The organism is Gordonia sp. UBA7860 (genome assembly GCF_002500165.1).
GTDB lineage: Bacteria > Actinomycetota > Actinomycetes > Mycobacteriales > Mycobacteriaceae > Gordonia > Gordonia sputi.
Map to the genome: position 1 here is coordinate 21,287 of NZ_DLSO01000121.1, position 22,328 is coordinate 43,614.

Here is a 22,328-nt window from a genome sequence, read left to right on the forward strand (position 1 = left end):
CTCACTCGTCGATGCCGTGCTCTATCGCGTATCGCGTGAGTTCGACGCGGTTGCCGAGTTGCAGTTTGCGCAACGTCGACTGCACATGATTCTCGACGGTCCGGTGGCTCAGCGTCAGTTTGCGCGCAATCTGCTTGGCGCTCATACCCTTTGCGACGTAGCGTAGGACCTCGGTTTCGCGCTCGGTGAGCACGGGAGTCTGCGGCGCGCGGTCGGGTTCGGAGGACATACGTCGGAATTCGCCGAGTACGAGACCCGCGAGTCCCGGCGTGAAGACCGCCTGGCCCGCCGCGGTCGCCCGCACCGCGTCGATCAATTCCTCCTTCGACGCGCTCTTCACCAGATAGCCACTCGCACCGGCCTTTACGGCGTCGAGTACGTCGTCGCGCTCGTCTGATGCGGACAGGACCAACACTCGCGTCCTCGGCGAGACCTCGAGCACGGACGCGGTCGCCTCCGCCCCGTTACCGTCGGGCAGCTGCATGTCCATGAGGACGACGTCGGGTTGCACCGCACCGGCACGACGCCCCGCGGCCCCGACAGAGCCGGCAGTTGCCACGACCTCGAACCCCTCGTCGGAGAGGTCGCGCGCGACGCCATCCCGCCACATCGGATGGTCGTCGACGACCATCACCCGCAGTTGGTTGCCGTCCTGTATCTCGCTCATCTCTTCTCCCTTGTCACCGGTACCGTCAGTTCCCACTCCGTGCCGATACCCTGGTCGGAGTCGAGTAGTGCTCTGCCACCGAGGGATTCGATTCTCCCGACAATCGACTGTGCGACGCCGAGCCTGCCCTGACGACGCGCCTCGTCGAGCCGTCCCGCGGCGATACCGACACCGTCGTCGCGGACACTCACGACAACGGCGTCGCCGAGGTCCTCGAGGAGCACGTAGGCACGCGCACCCGGTCCCGCGTGATGCGCGACGTTGTCGAGGGCGTTGATCACCGCCGCACTGATCTCGCGTGCCGTCGTCGCGTCGATCTCCACCGGGTCTGCGGGCGCACTCACCGCCACAGCCTCTCCCCCGGCCGCACGCAGCAGTGCGGTCAGATCCGCGGTCCCACAGTCAGATTCGGCCCCGACGTCGACATCTGCGATCAGACGGCGCAGCGCGACCTCCTGCGTTGCCGCTAGGTCGGCGAGTTGCGCTGTGGCGCCGCCGATCTCACGGCCGCGCTTGGAGATGAACGACAGCACCTGGAGCACACCGTCGTGCACCTCACGGGACAGTCGCTCGCGTTCACTTGCGGCCGCCGCCACGCGTGCGGCAGCTGCCAACTCCGCCTGCGCCCGACGGGCATTGACCGCCGCGAGTCCCACCGCGACACCGGCCGCCATCATCACGATGATCGTCGCGTTGCGGCCGAAGTTCAGATCGAGCCAGCCCTTGACGAAAGCGCTTGTGCCGCCGACGACCAGACCCGCGATGAGGCCGACGATCGGCCCCGCGAGCAGTGCCGCCGAGATCACCGAGTTGGTGGCCCACAGCGTCGTCGGCCATGTCTGGTTGTTCAGTGCCCACGACTCGCTGGCGACATACGACGTCGACAACATCAACGCGCAGGCGATCACCAGCTCAGTGCCGACCCAGTACCAATTACGGCCGAAGCCAACGTAATACGCGATACCGCAGGCGACGGTCCACACGGTGAGGAATCCGAACAGCACCCACGTCACGCCCGGGTGCAGCAGGTCGCCGTCGATCGCGATCCGGAACCCGAGCGCGTAGAGGTACGACAACAGTCGCAACACCTGCGCGCCGCGCCAGAGCGGCGTGACCGGATCACTTCTCATGACGACTCGTCGGGGCCCTTCTTGGGCGCGGTGTCGCCGGCCGTGGTGTCATCAGTCGTGCTGTCATCGGCCTTGCTGTCATCGGCCTCGACGTCGTCGGCCACGTCCACGTCGGCACCATCGCCGTCGAGACCCCGCTCGACGTCGGCCTCGGCGTCGGCTTTCGAGACCCCGACACCCTCCTCGACCGCCACGCCCGCCGACGCGGCCGCGGCGTCGAGATCTCGGTTGTCCCAATGAGGTTCGTCGGCCTCGGCGTAATGATACGAACCTTCCCCACTCGAGATCGGTAGGTTGCGGTGGCCGGCGAGATATCGCACGGCGGTGTTCGCGAAGGCGATGATCGGCACGGCGAAGAGCCCGCCGATGATCCCGGCCCCCACGATGCCCGCGGCGATCGCGAGGATCACCGCGACCGGATGCAGACGCACCGACCTGCCGAGCAGGAAGGGTTGCAGCACATGACCTTCGAGTTGCATCACGCCGATGAGGAGCGCCAACACGATGACCGCGGTCAACCAGCCCTGCGTCACCAACGCGATCACGACGGCGAGCGAGCCACTGATGAGCGCGCCCACGATCGGGATGAACGAGAAGAGGAAGACCACCGTCGCCAACGGAAGTGCCAACGGAACCCGCAGGATCGCCAACCCGACGCCGATACACACGGCATCGACGAACGCGACGATCACGGTCGCACGTACGTACCCCACCAGGGTGCCGAAGCCCGCGACACCCGCGGCTGCGACCCGACCTCGGGTCTTCCGCGGGATCAGACGGCAGCAGAACTCCCAGATCTGACCGCCGCCGTAGAGGAAGAAGATCGTGAGGAACAACGTCAGTAACGCACCGGTGACCAGTTCGGTCGCCGTCGTCGCGGTCGCAACGGCACCGCCTGCCAGCTTGGCCTGGTTGTGCTCCATCAGGTTGATGATGTTCGACCCGAGGTTGCGCACCTGTGCTTCGTCGACGTCGAGCGGGCCGTCGACCAGCCATTCTCGCGTGCGATCGATGGTGACCGTGATCTCTGCGGTCAGCGCGGGGAACCCATGGACGAATGCCCGACCGACGAAGGTCAGCACCGTCGCGACAACTCCCAGCGCGACCAGCAGCATGATGACAACAGCCAGCGACCTCGGGAGCCCCTTCCGGTCGAGCCAGTCGACACCGGGAACCAGGAAGGCCGACACCAGGATCGCCAGCGCAACCGGAACGAACACCTCGTCGAACTCGAGAAACAGGCGCCCGAGCACATAGACGGCGAAGACGATCAGCAGGAGTCGCCACACCCACTCGGCTGTGGCCCGAACAAACGGGTGCACCTTGGAGCGGTCGAGCTCGGCCAGCGATCTCACAGACACCCCCGCCTCGGAATCTTCGGGATACTCGTCGGGTCGGGCGGCATGGTCCACGGGAGTCACACTAGCTGTCGTTACCCTTAGCCGTATGACGTCGGATACACCGGCGGTCCACGGTACCGTCCCTCGCTCTCGCTTCTGGTGGGTTCGGTGGATCCTGACGGCCGTCGTGGTGGCCATCCTGGCGGTCGAGGTCGTGCTGATCTGGCCGAAACTCGAGGAAGCAGCTCACCGGATCGGCGATCTCGACTGGGTGTGGCTCGTCGCCTGCGTCGTCGCGGCCCTGCTTTCGATGGACAGTTTCGCGCAGGTACAGCGAGCGCTGCTGCGGTCGGCGGGTGTTCGTGTCTCCGAGTGGAAGTCACTATCGGTGGTCCTCGCCGCGAACTCGGTCAGCCAGACGCTGCCGGGTGGTCAGGTACTCGCACCCGCTTTCACCTACCGCGAGACACGCAAGTGGGGTGCCTCGCCCGTTGTCGCGTCGTGGCAGGTGGTCATGTCCGGGCTGCTCGCCGGTGTCGGACTCGCAGTGCTCGGATTCGGTGGCGCACTGCTCGCGGGCGCCAAGACCAGCCCGTTCTCGGTGGTCTTCTCTGCGGTCGGGTTCATCGCGGTGGCCGTCGTCCTGCAGTATCTCGCCAGCCATCCGGAGTCGCTGCAGTCCACTGGCGAACGCATCCTCGGCTGGATCAACCAGGTGCGCAGCAAGCCGTCGGATCACGGGGTGTCGCGGTTATTGGAGACACTCGAACAGTTGCGCGCGGTCCAACTCACCCGTCGTGACACGAGTGTCGCCTTCGCGTGGAGCCTGTTCAACTGGATCGCCGACGTCGCGTGCCTGATGTTCGCGTGCTGGGCGGTCGGAGCCCATCCGAGCGTCTCCGGACTGATGGTCGCCTACGCGGCGGGCAAGGCCGTCGGTACCGCGATTCCACTGCTTCCCGGCGGGATCGGAGTGGTCGACGCCGTGCTTGTCCCAGCGCTGACCAGCGCGGGGATGCCAGCCGCCGACGCACTGACCGCGGTACTCGTCTACCGGATCATCAGTTATGTGTTGGTCGCAGTGATCGGGTGGATCGTCGTGTTCTTCCTCTTCCGGTCGCGAATCCGTACCGACGACTCCATCGGAGAAGAGATCGATCGCGACGTCGAGTCGGGCGATTTCGACCCGGACGCGGCTCCGGAGCGGAGACAATACGGACCTGAACCGCCCCCGGACTGACATTTCATGTCTGTCGCCCGCCACCCGCAGCACGTCATCAACGATGGGTGACGCTACCGTTGATACCCATGTCGAAGTCTGACGTGAGGGATCCGACCAGCAGTCGGCACACCACGACGTTCCCGCTGGCCGCGGCAGCGCTGTGCGACCTCGTGGCCGTCGTCGTGTTCGTGATGATCGGCAGGGCGAACCACCACGACGGCTTCGCGCTGGTCGGAGTGCTGCAGACCCTCTGGCCGTTCCTTGTCGGTGCCGCCGCCGGCTGGTCGATCGCCTACGTCTATTCACATGTCGGGTCGAGTGAGTGGTTCGGCAGCGACTTCCGGCCCGCACGCATCGTTCCGACCGGTCTGACGATCTGGATCTGCACCGTCGCGATCGGCATGGTGCTGCGCTACCTGCTGCACCAGGGCATCGCGCTGAGCTTCATCATCGTCGCGACCATCGCGCTCGGCCTGTTCATGCTGGGCTGGCGCGCGGTCGTCGCCTACGCGATGCGGAAGTACTTCTGAGCGACCTGTAGTGCAGCGGTCCCCGACTTCTCACCCTCTGTGTAGATCACGATGACCTTGCCGCCCTGAATGCCGATGAACCAGCCGGGACCCTGCGGTCCGTTGGTTCCGACCAGCGCTTTCAGGCCGGGCGCGCGAGTGAGGTCACTGGCGTCGCCGGTCTTGGCTGTTGTCGTCATCGCCGCGAGGATCGGCGCGCTCACCGACTTGTCGATCGCTCCGAGTGAACCGCCGTCGACCTTGGTCGTGGCACCCGAGATGACCGCGGGAGCAACAGAACTCTGAGTGCCCGCGTTGGCCCGCGCCATCGACACACCGAGCGCAGCCATGTTCAGCATGGTCGCCGTTGCCGACTGGGGCCGGTAGTCAATCGTCGCGACACCCGGCTTCGGGGAGGTCGGAGTCGACGCGCCCGGAACCGTGAACGTGACGCCGAGCCCCAGTCGGTCGAGCGCCGTGTCCGACGACTCGTTGTTCGACTCCCGCGAAGACGTGGCCTTGTCGACGGCCGAGAACACGGGATCGAGCGTCGCCCCGACCGGATACTGCTGGTCGACGCTGTTTCCACGCTCGGCGGCGTAATCGTTCTGCGCCAGACCGAGAATCCGACCCGACCCGGCGTCGAGCGCCATGATGGTCGCCGGTTGTCCGACCTCGACGGCCGCGTCACCGAGGGTCAACTGCACCTGCTGGTTGATCGACGTCGCGACGTCGGGACCGGGAGGCCCCTGCTCCCCCGCGAGCTTGCGCGGCGCGAGGCCCGGACCCACCATCTGGACCTGCCAACCGGCGGTCGCATCAACGATCGCCTGCCAGTAATTGGTCAGTGCGGGCTCGAGCGGCGACGAGAGTCGACGGTCGGCCATCACGAGCATGCCGGTCTTGTTGACCGACACTCCTGGAATCGCCGCCGGATCGCTGGTCATCACACCCATGTCGGGATCGCGCAGGGTCACCGCGATGATCGGCTTGCCCGGTGCTGCCGCGAGCTTCGCGTTGATGACGTCCGGCGTGATCAACGGCGCGATCGGTGCCAATGTCCGCGACAGTGCGCGCACCGACGCCCCCTGGTCCTTGGTCTTGGCCGGGTCGAGGACGATCTCGTTGACCGGCGCCAACACCATGAAGGGCTTGCCGGACACGCTGTTGACCGTTGGAGCGGGCCGCGCGTCGGTCCGGACCTCACGGAGGTTGCCGCCGACGGGCATTCCCTGGGCCAGGAGTGCGGGATCCCAGGTGATCTTCCAACCAGAACTCAGGTGGCGGGCAGTGCCCGACGTCGCCGACTCGAACGAGCGGTCCTTGTCCCACCGCCAGGTGGTCTTCAGGTTGAACGACGCGGTGCCGTCGCTGTACTCCTCCGGCTTGTCGACGTCGACGTCGATCGACTGGGGATTCATCGCTGTGACGGTCTGCGTCAGAGCGTCTGCGGCCTGACCGGGGGCAGTGGTGTACGACGCTGCTGCGGTGGCGTCTTTCCTGCTCAGTGCGCTGGCGAACTCGCTGACCGCCGCCGCGGCACCGGTGTCGGGACCACTGGAGAGCATGCGCCAGGTGACAAAACCGCCAGCACCGACGAGGACTACGCAGGCAACAAGAGCTACCCACCGCAAGCAATACTTCATAGTCCCATTGTTCACTCTAGTCACACGAGTCACATCACTGACCTGCTTGCGGTCAGAACTCGGACTAGTCACGATCTCGTCTCGGTCCCCATCAGTCTCACGGTCGGCCGCCCGATCGGGGGCGGCGGCCAGGGACTTCGCGGTGGCCGGGTCGATGAGCTTCTCGCCGTCGGATTCGTCGCCACGAGGAGCGGAGTCGACGAGGAGGTCTGAACCCTCTGCCACGCCGGAGTCGACCTCAGCTGCAGCGCGGTGGCGGCCTGAACTCCGCGTCAGAGCCGATGCCCATAATGGGTCATGGTCTTCACGGTGTTCCGAGCCGGAGTCCGGGAGGTGACGTCGACCGATTGGTTGACCTCCCGTCACTCGTTCTCATTCGGCGATCATTACGATCCATCAAACACCCATCATGGACTTCTCATTGCATGCAATGAAGAAGTTTTACTACCCGGACATGGATTCGATGCCCACCATCATTCGGATTCCGAAATCGTCACATGGGTGGTCTCCGGCACGTTTGTGCACACGGACTCTGCAGGTCACACCGGCGTCGTCTATCCCGGTCTCGCCCAACGAATGAGCGCCGGCTCCGGCATCGACCACACCGAACGTAACGACCCGTGGCCTGACCTGCACGAATCCGGTTCCGAACCGGTCCACTACATACAGATGTGGCTGGTACCCGACGAGTACGGCATCACACCGTCGTACGAGCAGCGCGACATCTCCGCAGCACTCGCCGGAGGCGATCTCGTCGCCGTGGCGTCGGGCGACCCCGCTGCGGAAGCCGCGATCACGATCAGCAACCGTGCCGCGACGCTGTTCGCCGCCCGTATCGCGCCGGGCACCTCGGTCGCCATCCCCGACGCTCGGTTCACCCATGTCCTCGTCGTCGACGGCCGGGCCGTGCTGTCCACAACAGATCAGGTCGCCGAGATCACCCTCGCAGCAGGCGACGCTGCGCGCGGCGTCGAAACCTCTGGAGCGACGCTGCGATCGGATGCGGGAGACGGGCCGGCCGAGGTTTTGATCTGGGCGATGAACAAAGCACTCGGAGAGCCCTGACTCAACTGAAGGTCGCGCGGTGGCGTGACAGGATAGACGTCGTGACTGCTTCGAAGACCGATTCCCTTCCTTCCGGCATCGACCTCGAGTGGGTCGACGATGCCGTCCGCGTCCAGGACGACCTGTTCTCCCACGTCAACGGCAAGTGGCTCGATACCCACGAGATCCCCGACGACCGTTCGGTCGACGGAGCATTCCACGTGTTGCGTGATCGTGCGGAGGAGAACGTCCGCGACATCATCACCGCATGTGCCGAGGCCGATCCGCCAAGCGGCTCCAACGCCCAGAAGATCGGCGATCTCTTCGGGTCGTTCATGGACACCGATCACATCGAGGCACTCGGGATCGGTCCGATCCGCGGTGAGATCGAAGCCATCGAAGCGGTCACGTCGACCGACGAACTCTCCGGACGCATCGGCCGTCTGCAGCGCCACGGCGTCGGCGGACTCTTCGGTTTCTACGTCGACACCGACGCCAAGCGATCCGATCGCTACCTCGTGCACGTGGTGCAGTCGGGTCTCGGACTGCCCGATGAGTCGTACTACCGCGACGACAACCACGCGGAAACCCGTGGGGCATATCGCGATCACGTCTCACGCATGTTCGCGCTCGCAGGCTACGACGACGCAGATGAGCGCGCGACCACGGTGCTCAACCTCGAGACCGCCATCGCGGGCCATCACTGGGACGTGGTTCGACGACGCGACGCCGACCTCACCTACAACCTCTTCTCTCTCGGCGAGTTCGATTCGCTCACTTCGGGTTTCAACATCCACGAGTGGTTCGGCGGCCTCGGGACCGTCGGAGACGTCACCTTCGCGGAGGTCGTGGTCGGTCAGCCTTCGTTCGTCGACGACGTCACCACCCTGTTCGCCGAGTCGCCGCTCGAGCACTGGAAGACGTGGCTGACCTGGCGGCTGCTGCATTCGGCCGCGTCGTATCTGTCGTCGGAGTTCGTCGACGAGAACTTCGCTTTCTACGGCCGCACCCTCACGGGCGCCGAGGCCATCCGCGACCGCTGGAAGCGCGGCGTCGGATTCGTCGAGGGCGCAATGGGATTCGCCGTCGGCAAACTCTACGTCGAGGAGCATTTTCCGCCCGAGGCAAAGGCCCGGATGGACGAGCTGATCGCCAACCTCGTTGCGGCGTACCGCCAGAACATCTCCGACCTCCCGTGGATGACACCGTCGACCCGCGAGCGCGCGCTGGTCAAGCTCGAGAAATTCACCCCCAAGATCGGATACCCGGCGCAGTGGCGTGACTACAGCGCTCTGTCCGTCGACCGTGGTGATCTCATCGGAAACTACGCGCGCGCAGCATCATTCGAGAACGAGCGAGAGTTCTCCAAGATCGGCTCCCCCGTCGACCGCGACGAGTGGTTCATGACGCCGCAGACGGTCAACGCCTACTACAACCCCGGCATGAACGAGATCGTCTTTCCCGCAGCGATTCTGCAGCCGCCGTTCTTCGATCCCGACGCCGACGACGCCGCCAACTACGGCGGGATCGGCGCGGTGATCGGCCACGAGATCGGACACGGATTCGACGACCAGGGCGCCAAGTACGATGGCGACGGCAACCTCGTCGACTGGTGGAGCGATGCCGATCGCACCGAATTCTCCAAGCGCACAAAGGCATTGATCGAACAGTATGGCGAATTCACCCCCGAAGGACTCGACGACAAGTACAAGGTCAACGGCGAGTTCACCATCGGTGAGAACATCGGCGACCTCGGCGGGCTGTCGATCGCACTTGTCGCCTACCGCCTCGCCACCGAGGGCACCGAGCCCCCGGTCATCGACGGGTTGACCGGCATCCAGCGTGTGTTCTACAGCTGGGCGCAGATCTGGCGCACCAAGACGCGCGACGCCGAGGCGATTCGTCGACTCTCCATCGATCCCCACTCCCCGCCCGAATTCCGTTGCAACGGTGTCGTTCGCAACATCGACGCCTTCTACGACGCGTTCGACGTCGCCGAGGGCGACGAGTTGTTCCTGCCTGATGTCGACCGTGTCCGCATCTGGTAAGCCCCCGAGTTCCGGCGGCAATTCGGCGATCAGTGCCCCACGCCTCGCGAGCGCACTGCTGCGTCCTGCGCTCGCGGGGTTGGTGCTGCTCGTCGGCTATTTCCTGCTGCCGATCAATCAGGGCAACGACGCCAAGTTCCTCGGCCTTGTCGTGGGGGCACTGCTGCTGATCGCGTTCTGCGGCTGGGAGATTCGACATTTCATCCGGTCTCCGTATCCGGTCGCGACAGCCGTCGAGATGATCGCAGCACTCGCAACGTTCTACATCGTCGCCTTCGCCACCACGTACTTCCTGCTTTCCGAGTACGGCACCGACAGCTTCAATCTCCGACTCACGCGGGTCGACGCGCTCTACTTCAGCCTGACGGTGTTCACGACCACCGGCTTCGGCGACATCGCCGCGGTGTCGCAACCAGCGCGCATCGTCGTGTCGATCCAGATGGCGAGCAGTTTTGCCCTGATCGGCCTCGGCATCCGCCTCGTCACGCTGCTCGTCTCGTCGAGGCGCTCCTCCGACTGAGCCGTTCGGGACCCCTGACTCGACCGGGCATTTCGGGCAGCATGCCAAGATAGACGGCATGGCCACCCCACAGCGGACCGCGTCGTCGACCTCTCGTCTCCGCTGGCTCATCCCGGCACTCGGCATCCTCGCCTGGATTGTTGTCGGCTCGTTCACCGGACCGTTCGCGGGCAAGCTCGCGTCGGTCTCCACCAACGACAACACCGCGTTCCTGCCGGCCTCGGCCGAGTCGACCCGCGTCAACGACGAACTCGCGAAGTTCCAGGACACCAGCTACATCCCCGCGATCGTCGTCGCCGAACGTTCGTCGGGATTCACCGACGCCGACGCGGCATACCTGACCGACACCATCGCGCCGCTCGCGGGCATCGAAGGATTCGGCAAAGCCTTCTCACCGGCGATCCGCTCCACCGACGGCAAGGCAGCCGAACTCATCGTGCCGATCTCGACTGCGGGCGAGCCTGCCGACACCGTCGAGAAGCTCCGCGATCTCCTGGCCAATCCACCCAACGGACTGAGCGTCTACGTCACCGGCCCGGCCGGGCAGGTCGCCGACCTCGGCGAGGCCTTTGCGGGTATCGACGGCCTACTGCTGCTCGTCGCGGGCGCAGTGGTGATCGTCATTCTCGTCATCGTCTACCGCAGCCCCATCCTCCCGTTCGTCGTGATCATCTCGGCGATCTTCGCGCTCGGACTCGCGTCCGGTGCCGTCTACTTCCTGACAAAGCAGGGCGTGTTCGACCTCAACGGCCAGAGCCAGGGCATCCTGTTCATCCTCGTGTTCGGTGCAGCGACCGACTACGCACTTCTCCTGGTGTCGCGCTTCCGTGAGGAGCTGACACAGACCGTCGACAAGTACCAGGCGATCAAGGTTGCGTGGCGTGCGACGATCGAGTCGGTCGCGGCGTCGGCCGGAACGGTGATCCTCGGCGTGCTCTGTCTGCTGTTCTCCGACCTCAACTCCAACCGCAGCCTCGGCCCGGTCGCAGCGATCGGCATCGTGGCGTCGTTCCTCGCGTCGATGACGTTCCTGCCCGCGGTTCTCGCACTCCTCGGCCGTTCCGCATTCTGGCCCGTCCGACCCCACCTCGCCGAGTCGGGCACCAACACCTCGACGCACCGCTTCTGGCACCGGATCGCCGAGAGGGTCGCGTCCACACCGCGAGTCATCTGGGCATCCACCCTGGTCGTGCTGCTCATCGGAGCCGCATTCGCCCCGATGTTCCGCTCCGACGGCATCGCCCAGACCGACTTCTTCCTCGGCAGCGTCGAGTCCGTCGAAGGCGCCGACGTCCAGGCCCGCCACTTCGACGCCGGCAGCGGCTCCCCGACGTGGCTCATCGCCGACGCCCCGCAGGGCTCGGCCGTTCTCGACGCTGTGAAGAGCGTCGACGGCGTCGCGCGGGCAGAGGTCTACACCGCGGGCCAGACGCCTGTGGTCCGCGACAATCGCGTGGCCATCGAGGCGACGCTGACCGACAACGCCGACTCACTCGCCGCACAGGACACCGTCGTGCGCATCCGCGAGCGGGTCCATCCGATCAACGACGCGAACGCAGTCGTCGGCGGTACGACCGCAACCGACCTCGATACCCGCACCACAGCCGAGCACGACCGCAATCTGATCATCCCGATCGTCTTGCTCGTGGTGCTCGCGGTGTTGATCCTGCTGCTACGCAGCATCGTCGCGCCGGTGATTCTGCTCGGCACCACTGTGCTGTCGTTCGCGACGACGCTCGGCGTCGGGGCGTTGCTGTTCAACGGACCCTTCGGTTTCCCCGGTGCAGACCCCGTAGTTCCCCTGTTCGCGTTCGTGTTCCTTGTCGCGCTGGGCATCGACTACAACATCTTCCTGATGACCCGGGTCCGTGAGGAGTCGAAGACCCACGGCACACGCCAGGGTGTGATCCGCGGGCTGACCGCGACCGGCGGTGTGATCACCTCGGCGGGTGTCGTGCTCGCCGCGACGTTCGCGTCGCTTGCCGTGATCCCGCTGCTGTTCCTCGCCCAGGTGGCGTTCCTCGTGGCGTTCGGAGTCCTGATCGACACGCTCATCGTGCGGACCTTGCTCGTACCCGCGCTGTCGATCGACATCGGACGACGGATCTGGTGGCCCAGCAAGCTGTCGCGCCGAACCAGTGAGAGTGAGACCACCGAGAGCGAGACGACCCCCAGCCAGAAGGCACTCGCGAACGGCGACGCAAGTGACGCGTGAGTAACCTGAGAGTTCGCCGAATTCAATCGGCCTTGTTCGATCACCGCGCTAACGTCAGCGTATGAGTCCCGAACGATCGTTGATCGGCGCGCCATGACTCTCGCCGATCGTCAGCCCATCACTCGTCAGGATTTCGCGTCGCTGCGACGCGGCGGCCTCAACTGGCAATCCCTGCCGCTGCGCCTGTTCGTCAAGGGCAATGCACGGTTCTGGGACCCCACGGCCATCGACATGTCGCGCGACGCCGCCGACTGGTACGAGCTCGACGCCGAACAACAGCGCAGCGCAACGTTTCTCGTCGCGCAGTTCGTCGCGGGCGAGGAGGCGGTGACCCAGGACATCCAGCCGTTCATGAAGGCGATGGCCGCCGAAGGACGGTTCGGCGACGAGATGTACCTGTCGCAGTTCTGCTTCGAAGAGGCCAAGCACACCGAGGTCTTCCGGCTCTGGATGGACTCCATCGGCCTCACCGACGACCTCAACCCCTACGTCGCCGACAACCCCTACTACCGGCAGCTCTTCTACGAAGAACTCCCCGAATCGCTTCACCGCCTCGACAACGATCCGTCGCCGCTCAACCAGATCCGCGCCAGCGTCACCTACAACCACGTCATCGAGGGCTCACTCGCCCTGACCGGTTACTACGCATGGCAGCGGATCTGCACCAGGCGCGGAATCTTGCCCGGCATGCAACGAATCATCAAGTTCATCGGCGACGACGAGCGTCGCCACATGGCGTGGGGCACCTTCACGTGTCGCCGCCATGTCGCCGCGGACGACAGCCTGTGGGAGGCGGTCGGCGTTCGGATGGGCGAACTGATGCCGCTCGCGCTCGGGATGATCGAGTGGGTCAACGCCCAATTCGACGAGCCGCCGTTCGGAATCGACAACTCCGAGTTCCTCTCCTACGCCGCCGACCGCGCGCAGCGTCGGCTCAGCGCCATCGAATCGGCGCGGGGCCGGCCCGTCGAGGAAATCGACCTCGACGTCTCGCCCGAACTGCTCGAAGAGCGCTTCGGCGAAGAGGACGCGGAATCCCTCGGCGCATGAACGCGGCCCTCGGCGCCTGAGCGGCCCAACTCGTGACAAGAAACTAGAACACGTTCTAGTCTGATCGTGTGGATGTCACCTACGACGAGACCAAACGCGAACTGAGCACCGCCAACGGCGTGCTGCGCTATCACGAAGCGGGCGACCCCGGCGCACCGCCGCTGATCCTGCTTCACGGCTCCGGCCCCGGCGTGACGGGTTGGCGCAACTATCGCGGCAACCTGGGGGTCTTCGCAGAAACGCACCACTGCTTCGTCCTGGAGTTCCCCGGCTTCGGCGTCAGCGATCCCTGGGAGGGCATGCCCGTTCTCACCGCAGGCAAGTCTGTGCTCGCGTTCATGGACGCACTCGGGATCGCCGCCGCACCGATGATCGGCAACTCGATGGGTGGCGTCGTCGGGGTCAATCTCGCGATCCGCAAACCCGACCGCGTCGAAAAGCTCGTCACCATCGGCGGTGTGGGGCCAAACCTGTTCAGCCCGAGCCCAAGTGAAGGATTGCGGCTACTCCAAGAGTTCGCCGACAATCCGGACCGCGACAAGCTGATCCGCTGGCTCCGCGCGATGGTCTACGACAAGGACCTCGTCACCGAGCAACTCATCTCCGAGCGGTGGGAGGCTGCGATGAATCCCGAAGCGCTCGCCACCGGCCGCGCGATGTACGGCTCGGCATCGTTCGAGATGCAACAGCAATTCCTCGCAACCTCCGACATCCCGCCCTACTGGGCGATGATGCACAAGATCTCCTGCCCCACACTGCTCACCTGGGGCCGCGACGACCGCGTGAGTCCACCCGACATGGCCCTCGCCCCCATGCGTCTCATCCCCGACGCCGAGCTGCACATCTTCCCCCGCTGCGGACACTGGGTGATGATCGAGGCCAAAGAGGCCTTCGAGTCGACGGTCGCCGCGTTCCTGGCGCGCTGATCCGCACCGCTGGTCGAGCGCGCCCTATCCGCTGGTTGAGCCGGCGCGAGCTTGCGAGCACCGAAGTCGAAACCACCCCACCCCGGCCCGTAAAACCCGTTGCCCCGCCCAATCCGCTCTGGCATCGTTACCTCTTGCACGAGAGAGCAGCCGATCCCGGGGTACCGGCGATCATGTTCTGCGCGTTGGACTCTCGAGCACCATTCACGGAAATGGCAGGGCTCTTACAGCCCGAGGTTCAACTCCTCACCAGACGCCGCCCCCGGGAACCCAAGGTCGACGCCGGTCCTGCGGTCGTCCGACGTCCGACTTCGGTCGGTCGACGGGCGACCCCATCGACGCGATCTCCCGCGGGCGGTGTCGCCCGCCGAACAATCTGCGCCACAACCGAATACACAGCCAGCAACTACTTGCACACACGACATGCGCGACAAGCGAAGGGAGGTTCGCATCATGTCTGCTTTCACCGAACTCCGCCTGGCGACCAAGCCCGCCAAGCGGTGGTTCCCCAAGATCTCCGTACCCATCGGGTACAAGGGTCTCGAGTACCGCAATGGCGAACTCTCCCGGCACCTTTCGCCCGGCGAGTACCGCACGCGCAGGGGCGCCGGATACACGTTCGTCGACGTGCGCGAGCGCGTCATGACCCTCGCTCCGCAGGACATTCTGACGTCCGACTCCGTGTCGCTGCGCGTCACGATGGCCGTCCGCGCGACGGTTGTCGACGCGGTCGCATTCACCGAGCGGGCCAGCGATCCGTGGGCGTCGGTCTACCTCGCCGCGCAGGTGGCGTTGCGTGAGGTCTGCGCGGCCGTGACCGTCGATGAGGTGATCACCCGAGCCGACACGGTCGACACCGGGCCGATCATCGCCGCGACCGCACGTGCCGGCCAGGCAACGGGAATCGAGGTGCTCGACGTTGTGGTCAAGGACGTGATCCTGCCCGCCGAGATCCGCTCGGCAGCAACCGAATTGGTCACTGCGAAGGCACGTGGACTGGCCAAGCTGGAGACCGCACGCGCAGAAACTGCTGCACTGCGTTCGTTGGCCAACGCCGGTCGCGTGCTCGACGCCCACCCCGCACTGGCACGCTTGCGTCTGGTGCAGGATGCGCCGTACGGCACCAAGTTCGTGCTGGCGATCAGCGACGCCGATTCCGGCACCGACTGAGCCCGGGTGATCGCGGGCAAACCTGTTGCCGCGTAGCGGATGTGTTCCCGAGATACGTTGTCGTATCTCGGGGACACATCCCTTGCGCGAAAGTACCGACCAGACATCCGGGGTTGCGCGAGATGTGATCGCGTGCCACTCTTGACCACCATGATCAACGGAAAGGCGGATTCCGCCACTCTCGCGTGAACGCCGCACCACTCGGCCCGGCCTTCTCCGGCGCCGACACTCATGGGCACCCTCGCGCCCAGCACCACCCTCGCTTCGAAGCCTCCGACCTCTCGGCGCTTCGCGACAGGTGGCTCGCACACGGCCTCAACACCGCTCCAGCCGACCGGACTACCACGGAAGCCGCTGTCGCGGAACTCTATTCGCGCGTCGACAAGTCTCCACCCGAGTTTGTGTGGACCAACTCGCCGCAGGCCGCGGTACCACTCATCCTCGCCGCGACGTCCGTCGTCACCCGCAACTCTGAATCCCGAGCCAATCGTCGTATCGCAGGGTTACTGTCGAACTCGCGGCGTCGCGTCGAATCCACACTCTCCGGTTCGCTGCGCTCGCAGTATGGGATCGCTCCACCCGACGTTGTGCGCGCATTGACGCTGACGCTCGACGAGTGCTTGACCGAGGGCATCGGTCTACGATCCGTGATCGGGGCAGGCATCCGAGACTCGTTGCACACCAGCCTGTTCGGATCGGTGGTCGTCGCCATCCGACGCCTTGTGCCATCGTTCCCAGGCGTCATCACGTGGTATGGGCAGCAGGAAGCACACCGGCTCGCCCACGTCGACGCCGCTCGACGGCTCGGGCTCCTTCACGTCACCGACTGCGACTCCGACCTATTGCAATTGCAGAACGCCCTGTGTGCATCGACAGGTTGGTGGTGGCCCTTCGACGACGTCTGCATCCTCGCCGAGCGTCCCGTCGCCATTCACACCGAGCCCACCCCGGAAGGCACACACAGTCAACGCAGGCTCCACCATGACAGCCTTGCGGCCGTCGAATTCCGCGACGGCGCAGCCATTTACGCCGTGCACGGCACCCTCGTCCCGGACTGGGTGATGACCGACCCGACACCCGAACGCATCGGCAACGAGCGCAATATCGAGATTCGACGCACAGCGATCGAACGGATCGGGTGGGACGCCTACATCGGCGCGGCGGGTCTCCGACTCGTCGACCGATCCGACGATCCCGGAAATCCCGGCCACCCGCTCGAGCTGTACTCGACACCGAGCGGCTGGCGCACGAACGCAAAGATTCTTTTGGTGGTCAACGGTTCTCGCGAACGCGACGGCACCCGACGACGCTACGGGCTTCAGGTTCCGGGCTGGACACACAAGGCACTCGACGCTGCGGCGTGGACCTACGGGCTCACCACCACGCAGTACGCGAACCTGCAGCGAAGGACCTGACGGCCACGCTGTTCTCGCATTTCCCAATCAGTCCGACACTCCCACAACCCAAGGTGCACATATGAATTCGATCATCACTCTCGACGACCTCACCACCTTCAGCGGACTTGATGTCCTTGACCATCTCGACCGCAGCATCAGAATCCCCGTCATCTCCGGACCACAAGCCCAGGGCGACCTCATGATCGTTCCGTTGTCGATGGTGCGCAACGCGATCGTGACGCGGCCATGGACGCACACGACGCACGTACGCCGCGAGGGCGTCGAGCTTCTCCGTAGCGCCGCAGGCGGTAACCCACACTCGCTTGTTGCCGACGACGGCACTTGCACCTGGTCGTCGCCGGTGCAGGATGCCGAGGGACTCGCCCTGGGCATCATCGACACCTCGCAAGCCGCTTTCCTGATACACCCGGAACACGGCGCCACGGGAATCGCCCCGGGCCGCTACGTGATTCGACGTCAGCGCGAGGGCAGCGGACTCTACGGTTTCGCAGCATCCGGGACCTACTTCGTCGCCGACTGATCTCTCATCCCGCCGACTGTGCGCTCCATCCCGCCGACTGAGCAGAGAACACAAAAGGTGGGGGAGGAAAGTTCCTCCCCCACCTCGTGTGGGTCACTTCAGACTCAGCCAGATCAGAGACCCGGCCAGATCAGCGAACTCAGTACTTCTCGCCCTTGGCGGCCTTCTCGACGAGCGAGGCCGGCGGCTCGAAGTGCGAGCCGTACTTCTTGGCCAGGTCGCGCGAGCGGTCGACGAAGCCCTGCAGTCCACCCTCGTACTGGTTGATGTACTGGATCACGCCACCGGTCCACGCGGGGAAGCCGATGCCGAAGATCGAGCCGATGTTGGCGTCGGCGACGGAGTCGAGGACACCCTCGTCGAAGCACTTCACGGTCTCGAGAGCCTCGGCGAAGAGCATGCGCTCCTGCATGTCCTCGAACGGGATCTCGGTGCTGCCCGACTTGAAGTGGTCGCGCAGTCCCGGCCACAGCCGGACACGCTTGCCGTTCTCGTCGTACTCGTAGAAGCCCGCGCCTTCCTTCTTACCCGGACGGCCTTCGTCGACGAGGTAGTCGATGACCTCGAAGGAGCCGTGCTGCGGCAGTTCCTTGCCCTCGGCCTTCGCGCCGTCCTCGCTGGACTTGCGGATCTTCTGCATCAGGACGAGGTTGAGCTCGTCGGACAACTGCAGCGGTGCTGCCGGGTAGCCGGCCTGGGTGCCCGCATGCTCGATGAACGCAGGCTCGATGCCCTCACCGACGGCGGCGATGGCCTCGTTGATGAACGTACCGATGACGCGGCTGGTGAAGAACCCACGGCTGTCGTGAACGACGATCGGGGTCTTGCGGATCTGCAGCGTGTAGTCGATCACCTTGGCCAGCACCGCATCCGAGGTCTTCTCACCGCGGATGATCTCGACCAGCGGCATCTTGTCGACCGGCGAGAAGAAGTGGATTCCGATGAAGTCCTCGGAGCGCTTCACGCCCTCGGCGAGGATGGTGATCGGCAGCGTCGAGGTGTTCGAGCCGAGCACTGCGTCGGGTTCGACGACGTCCTCGATTTCCTGGAACACCTGGTTCTTCACCTCGACCGACTCGAAAGCGGCCTCGATGACGAGGTCGACGCCCTTGAAGTCGGCGGCATCGCCGGTCGGGTGAATCCGACCGAGCAGCGCGTCGCTCTTCTCCTGGGTGGTCTTGCCGCGGGAGAGTGCCTTCTCCTCGAGCTTGACCGCGTAGCCCTTGCCCTTCTCCGCGTTCTCCAGCGACACATCCTTGAGAACAACGTCGATGCCGGCCTTGGCCGACACGTAAGCGATTGCGGCGCCCATCATTCCGGCACCGATCACGCCGACCTTCTTGGCCTGCCACTTCGGGTAGCCCTCGGGACGCGAGCCACCGTTGTTGATGGTCTGCAGGTCGAAGAAGAACGCCTTGATCATGTTCTGCGCGACCTGGCCGGTGACCAGCGAGACGAAGTAGCGGGTCTCGACGAGGTCGGCGGTGTCGACGTCGACGTATGCACCTTCGATGGCAGCGGCCAGGATGGCGCGCGGCGCAGGCATGTTCGCGCCCTTGATCTGCTTACGCAGCAGAGCGGGGAACGCGGGCAGGTTGGCTGCGACCGACGGGTTGGTCGGTGCACCACCCGGGATCTTGTAGCCCTTCTTGTCCCACGGCTGCTGTGCCTCGGGGTTCTCCTTGATCCACGCCTTCGCGGCGGGCAGGAGCTCTTCGACAGATCCGACCACCTCGTCGACCAGACCGGTCTCCTTGGCCTTGGTCGCGTTGAAGCGCGGACCCTGCAGCAGCACGCCCATCAGCGCGTTCTGCATGCCGAGCAGGCGGACGGTACGCACGACGCCACCGCCACCGGGCAGCAGGCCGAGCGTGACCTCGGGCAGGCCGACGACGGCACCCTTCACGTCGGCGATGACGCGGTAGTGGGTGTGCAGCGCGAGTTCGAGGCCACCGCCGAGGGCAGCGCCATTGATGGCCGCCACAACGGGCTTGCCCAGCTTCTCCAGGCGACGCAGCACGGTCTTCATGCCGTTGGTGCGCTCGGTGATCGACGCGGCGATCTCTTCCTTGGACTGCGTCCGCTCTGCGGTCATGTCCTTGAGGTCGCCGCCCGCGAAGAAGGTCTTCTTCGCCGAGGTGATGACGACACCGGTGATGTCGTCCTTCTCGGCCTCGAGACGGTCGACGGTCGCGGCGATCGAGGCGATGAACGTGTCGTTCATCGTGTTAGCGCCCTGCGCCTTGTCGTCCATGGTGAGGACGACAACGCCGTCGGCGTCCTTCTCCCAGCCAATCATGTTGTCACTCATTGCTTTTGAAAGTCCTTCTGTAGGTCAGAGACGCTCGATGACGGTCGCGACGCCCATGCCGCCGCCGATACACAGGGTGATCAGGCCGTAACGGCCGCCGGTGCGCTCGAGCTCGTCGAGGCAGGTGCCGAAGATCATCGCGCCGGTTGCACCCAGCGGGTGACCCATCGCGATGGCGCCACCGTTGCGGTTGACCTTCTCGTGCGGGATGTTCAGGTCCTTCATCCACTTCAAGACGACCGCGGCGAACGCCTCGTTCAGCTCGAAGACGTCGATGTCGTCGACGGTCAGTCCGGCCTTCTTCAGCGCCAGCTCGGTGGCCGGGGTGGGACCGGTGAGCATGATGGTGGGCTCGGAACCGATCTCGGCAAAGGAGACGACGCGGCCGCGCGGGGTCAGCCCGTTGCGCTTGCCTGCCTCTTCGCTACCGATGAGGACCAGCGACGCACCGTCGACGATGCCCGAGCTGTTACCGCCGGTGTGAACGTGGTCGATCTTCTCGACGCTGTGGTACTTCTGCAGCGCGACGTCGTCGAAGCCTGCCATCTCGGCGAGCGCGGCGAACGCGGGCTTGAGCTTGCCGAGCGACTCGACGGTCGAACCCGGACGACGATGCTCGTCGTGATCGAGCACGATCACGCCGTTGATGTCACGAACCGGGACCACAGACTTGGCGAAGTATCCACCGTTCCAAGCATTTTCGGCGCGCTCCTGTGACTCTGCAGCGAAGGCGTCGACGTCTTCGCGGCTGAATCCCTCGATCGTCGCGATGAGGTCGGCACCGATGCCCTGCGGCACGATGTAGTTGTCGTACGCGGTGGTCGGGTCCATGAAGAGTGCGCCGCCGTCGCTGCCCATCGGGACACGCGACATCGACTCGACGCCGCCGGCGAGCACGAGGTCGTCGAAGCCGGACGCGACCTTGGCGGCAGCGAGGTTGGTGGCCTCGAGGCCCGACGCGCAGAAGCGGTCGATCTGGGTGCCGGGGACGGTCTCGGGCAGGCCGCTGTTGAGCGCTGCGGTACGCGAGATGACACCGCCCTGCTCGCCAACCGGCGAGACGACACCGAGGATGACGTCGTTGATGTCGGCAGGGTCGAGGCTGCCGTGACGTGCGAGAACCTCGTTGATGAGGCCGGACGCGAGGTCGACGGGCTTGATGCTGTGCAGCGACCCACCGCGCTGCTTGCCACGCGGCGTACGGATCGCCTCGTAGATGAATGCTTGATCAGGCACGAATGTTCCTTTCACATGAACCAGCGATGGTTACCATACGAGGCTAACGCGGGATCACTTCTTTGGCTATAGCAGGTGGTCAAATAGTCGCGGAAGCGCGCAGATCTGAGCTAAGGTCGATTAACAATGTCTACTCAGAAGCCACGCCGCACACGGCCTGCCGACCGCAAACGGCAGCTGGTCGACCATGCCGCGGCACTGTTCCTCGATCGTGGCTACCCGCATGTCTCGGTTGCCGACATCGCCCGCGCCTCGGGCGTGACCGCGCCCTCGGTGTACCGACACTTCGACGACAAGCAGGCGTTGTTGTCCGCGGCCGTACTCGCGGGCGTCGACGACCTCGAGGCGTGCACCGACCGGACCCTCGGCGACGGTCAACGCCCACTGGGCGAACTGATCAACGCACTCTGCGACCTCGGCGTGCACCACCCCGAATCGGTGTCGCTGTGGCGGTGGACGAGCAACTATCTGTCCGAGGACCAGAACAAGCAGATGGTCCTGCGCACCCAGCAGGTACTGGCGCGCTGGGCGACCGCGATCGTCAGTGAGCGTCCCGGCCTGTCCGACCGCGAGGCCCGCTCACTGGGGTGGGCGGCACTGAGCGTCGCGGGCAGCCTCGCGGTACACAACTCGCGGATGTCGGCGGCCCGGGCGCGCGCCGAACTCGTCGTACTCACCGAGCGACTGCTCGACCTGCGCCCCGCAACCGCACCCGACCTACCTCCCGAGCCCACCATCGCGGGCCTCTCGTCGTCGCGTCGTGACGAGATCCTCGACGCCGCGGCCGCGCTGTTCGCCGATCACGGCTACGCCGACGTGGGGGTCGACGACATCGGCGCCGCCGTCGGAATCACCGGACCCAGTGTCTACAAACACTTTTCGTCGAAGCTCGCCATCCTGCTCGGCATCGGCCAGCGCAGCGCCATGCGGCTGGAGACGGGAGTCATGGCCGCGCAGTCCACCACCGCCGACCCTGCCAAGCTCCTCGGACTCCTCGTCGACTCCTACGTCACCGTGATCACCTCGACGCCCGACCTCTCCGTGGCGTTCAACAGCTCGGCGGTCTTCGCCGGCCAGGAGACAGCGGCGGAGCTACTCGACGTCCAGCGCCGCTACGTCCGACGCTGGATCGACCTCCTCGGCCAGATCCAACCCGACGTCCGGCCCGATCAGCGCGCGGTCGCGGTGCACGCCGCCCTGTCGATCGTCAACGACGCCGTGCGAATGCGCCGCGGCACCACCCGCCCCGACTTCGCAGCCGAGATGGCGTACCTGATGAAGGGCGTACTGGGGCTTTGAGGTCGTCGAACCGCTACCTTTGACTCATGCACATCGAGCACGGCGCGTACCGGAGTG

General features: G+C 65.3%; 18 protein-coding genes. 12 read left to right on the forward strand and 6 right to left on the reverse strand.

The features are described 5' to 3' along the window. Nucleotide 1 precedes the first annotated feature (1 nt). Genes B3T59_RS14985 through B3T59_RS14995 form a run of 3 tightly spaced genes read right to left on the reverse strand, consistent with a single transcriptional unit; the run spans nucleotide 2 to nucleotide 3,209 of the window. A complete protein-coding gene (locus tag B3T59_RS14985; RefSeq protein WP_064861771.1) occupies nucleotides 2-667 on the reverse strand; it encodes a response regulator in 666 nt (221 codons plus the stop codon). Further along, a complete protein-coding gene (macS, locus tag B3T59_RS14990; protein ID WP_287004049.1) occupies nucleotides 664-1,797 on the reverse strand; it encodes a MacS family sensor histidine kinase in 1,134 nt (377 codons plus the stop codon). The genes B3T59_RS14985 and macS overlap by 4 nt, the downstream gene beginning before the upstream one ends. Beyond that, complete coding sequence (locus B3T59_RS14995) at nucleotides 1,794-3,209, reverse strand: AI-2E family transporter (protein ID WP_376782594.1); 1,416 nt, start codon at nucleotides 3,207-3,209, stop codon at nucleotides 1,794-1,796. Before B3T59_RS14995 ends, macS begins: the two co-directional genes overlap by 4 nt. 34 nt (nucleotides 3,210-3,243) lie before the next feature. Here B3T59_RS14995 and B3T59_RS15000 point away from each other — a divergent pair, with 34 nt between their 5' ends. Both B3T59_RS15000 and B3T59_RS15005 read left to right on the forward strand, forming a co-directional pair. Beyond that, entirely contained in the window at nucleotides 3,244-4,377 is a 1,134-nt protein-coding gene (locus B3T59_RS15000; RefSeq protein WP_064861769.1) for a TIGR00374 family protein, read from the forward strand. Nucleotides 4,378-4,445: 68 nt separating this feature from the next. Further along, nucleotides 4,446-4,889, forward strand: a complete 444-nt coding sequence (locus B3T59_RS15005; RefSeq protein WP_064861768.1) for a DUF3054 domain-containing protein — start codon at nucleotides 4,446-4,448, stop codon at nucleotides 4,887-4,889. On the opposite strand, the gene B3T59_RS15010 is transcribed toward B3T59_RS15005, so the two are convergent. Next, a complete protein-coding gene (locus tag B3T59_RS15010) occupies nucleotides 4,865-6,436 on the reverse strand; it encodes an NTF2-like N-terminal transpeptidase domain-containing protein (RefSeq protein ID WP_231894938.1) in 1,572 nt (523 codons plus the stop codon). The genes B3T59_RS15005 and B3T59_RS15010 overlap by 25 nt on opposite strands. Nucleotides 6,437-6,811: 375 nt before the next feature. On the opposite strand from B3T59_RS15010, the gene B3T59_RS15015 reads away from it, so the two are divergent. From B3T59_RS15015 to B3T59_RS15055, 9 genes are all read left to right on the forward strand, one after another. Continuing rightward, complete coding sequence (locus tag B3T59_RS15015; RefSeq protein WP_287004052.1) at nucleotides 6,812-7,579, forward strand: pirin family protein; 768 nt, start codon at nucleotides 6,812-6,814, stop codon at nucleotides 7,577-7,579. Nucleotides 7,580-7,611: 32 nt separating this feature from the next. Next, complete coding sequence (locus B3T59_RS15020; protein WP_376782595.1) at nucleotides 7,612-9,606, forward strand: M13 family metallopeptidase; 1,995 nt, start codon at nucleotides 7,612-7,614, stop codon at nucleotides 9,604-9,606. Next, complete coding sequence (locus B3T59_RS15025; protein WP_156529243.1) at nucleotides 9,581-10,126, forward strand: potassium channel family protein; 546 nt, start codon at nucleotides 9,581-9,583, stop codon at nucleotides 10,124-10,126. Before B3T59_RS15020 ends, B3T59_RS15025 begins: the two co-directional genes overlap by 26 nt. 58 nt (nucleotides 10,127-10,184) lie before the next feature. After that, nucleotides 10,185-12,341, forward strand: a complete 2,157-nt coding sequence (locus B3T59_RS15030) for an MMPL family transporter (RefSeq protein WP_287004057.1) — start codon at nucleotides 10,185-10,187, stop codon at nucleotides 12,339-12,341. Nucleotides 12,342-12,434: 93 nt separating this feature from the next. Next, nucleotides 12,435-13,391, forward strand: a complete 957-nt coding sequence (locus B3T59_RS15035) for a R2-like ligand-binding oxidase (protein ID WP_287004059.1) — start codon at nucleotides 12,435-12,437, stop codon at nucleotides 13,389-13,391. A 68-nt stretch (nucleotides 13,392-13,459) separates the two neighbouring features. Continuing rightward, nucleotides 13,460-14,317, forward strand: a complete 858-nt coding sequence (locus B3T59_RS15040) for an alpha/beta fold hydrolase (RefSeq protein WP_287004061.1) — start codon at nucleotides 13,460-13,462, stop codon at nucleotides 14,315-14,317. Nucleotides 14,318-14,770: 453 nt separating this feature from the next. After that, nucleotides 14,771-15,487, forward strand: a complete 717-nt coding sequence (locus B3T59_RS15045) for a slipin family protein (RefSeq protein ID WP_287004063.1) — start codon at nucleotides 14,771-14,773, stop codon at nucleotides 15,485-15,487. Nucleotides 15,488-15,672: 185 nt separating this feature from the next. Beyond that, entirely contained in the window at nucleotides 15,673-16,902 is a 1,230-nt protein-coding gene (locus B3T59_RS15050; RefSeq protein WP_287004065.1) for a DUF6745 domain-containing protein, read from the forward strand. A gap of 61 nt (nucleotides 16,903-16,963) precedes the next feature. Beyond that, nucleotides 16,964-17,425, forward strand: coding sequence for a hypothetical protein (locus tag B3T59_RS15055; protein WP_287004067.1), 462 nt, complete (start codon nucleotides 16,964-16,966; stop codon nucleotides 17,423-17,425). A gap of 139 nt (nucleotides 17,426-17,564) precedes the next feature. On the opposite strand, the gene B3T59_RS15060 is transcribed toward B3T59_RS15055, so the two are convergent. Next, nucleotides 17,565-19,736, reverse strand: a complete 2,172-nt coding sequence (locus B3T59_RS15060) for a 3-hydroxyacyl-CoA dehydrogenase NAD-binding domain-containing protein (protein ID WP_287004069.1) — start codon at nucleotides 19,734-19,736, stop codon at nucleotides 17,565-17,567. A gap of 24 nt (nucleotides 19,737-19,760) precedes the next feature. Further along, entirely contained in the window at nucleotides 19,761-20,972 is a 1,212-nt protein-coding gene (locus tag B3T59_RS15065; protein ID WP_039856095.1) for an acetyl-CoA C-acetyltransferase, read from the reverse strand. Nucleotides 20,973-21,098: 126 nt separating this feature from the next. Between B3T59_RS15065 and B3T59_RS15070 the strand changes: the two genes are divergently transcribed. Continuing rightward, the gene (locus tag B3T59_RS15070) at nucleotides 21,099-22,271 is read left to right on the forward strand and encodes a TetR/AcrR family transcriptional regulator (protein ID WP_064861294.1); all 1,173 of its coding nucleotides are present in this window, start codon (nucleotides 21,099-21,101) and stop codon (nucleotides 22,269-22,271) included. Nucleotides 22,272-22,328 lie beyond the last annotated feature (57 nt).

What these genes read in the sequence shown, in the direction of transcription:
- B3T59_RS15010 (WP_231894938.1), bottom strand. Translation starts at nt 6,436, where the DNA reads ATGCTCTCCAGTGGTCCCGACACCGGTGCCGCGGCGGCGGTCAGCGAG.
- B3T59_RS14985 (WP_064861771.1), bottom strand. Translation starts at nt 667, where the DNA reads ATGAGCGAGATACAGGACGGCAACCAACTGCGGGTGATGGTCGTCGAC.
- macS (WP_287004049.1), bottom strand. Translation starts at nt 1,797, where the DNA reads ATGAGAAGTGATCCGGTCACGCCGCTCTGGCGCGGCGCGCAGGTGTTG.
- B3T59_RS15070 (WP_064861294.1), top strand. Translation starts at nt 21,099, where the DNA reads ATGTCTACTCAGAAGCCACGCCGCACACGGCCTGCCGACCGCAAACGG.
- B3T59_RS15005 (WP_064861768.1), top strand. Translation starts at nt 4,446, where the DNA reads ATGTCGAAGTCTGACGTGAGGGATCCGACCAGCAGTCGGCACACCACG.
- B3T59_RS15045 (WP_287004063.1), top strand. Translation starts at nt 14,771, where the DNA reads ATGTCTGCTTTCACCGAACTCCGCCTGGCGACCAAGCCCGCCAAGCGG.
- B3T59_RS15015 (WP_287004052.1), top strand. Translation starts at nt 6,812, where the DNA reads ATGGTCTTCACGGTGTTCCGAGCCGGAGTCCGGGAGGTGACGTCGACC.
- B3T59_RS15030 (WP_287004057.1), top strand. Translation starts at nt 10,185, where the DNA reads ATGGCCACCCCACAGCGGACCGCGTCGTCGACCTCTCGTCTCCGCTGG.
- B3T59_RS15025 (WP_156529243.1), top strand. Translation starts at nt 9,581, where the DNA reads ATGTCGACCGTGTCCGCATCTGGTAAGCCCCCGAGTTCCGGCGGCAAT.
- B3T59_RS15035 (WP_287004059.1), top strand. Translation starts at nt 12,435, where the DNA reads ATGACTCTCGCCGATCGTCAGCCCATCACTCGTCAGGATTTCGCGTCG.
- B3T59_RS15060 (WP_287004069.1), bottom strand. Translation starts at nt 19,736, where the DNA reads ATGAGTGACAACATGATTGGCTGGGAGAAGGACGCCGACGGCGTTGTC.
- B3T59_RS15055 (WP_287004067.1), top strand. Translation starts at nt 16,964, where the DNA reads ATGAATTCGATCATCACTCTCGACGACCTCACCACCTTCAGCGGACTT.
- B3T59_RS15000 (WP_064861769.1), top strand. Translation starts at nt 3,244, where the DNA reads ATGACGTCGGATACACCGGCGGTCCACGGTACCGTCCCTCGCTCTCGC.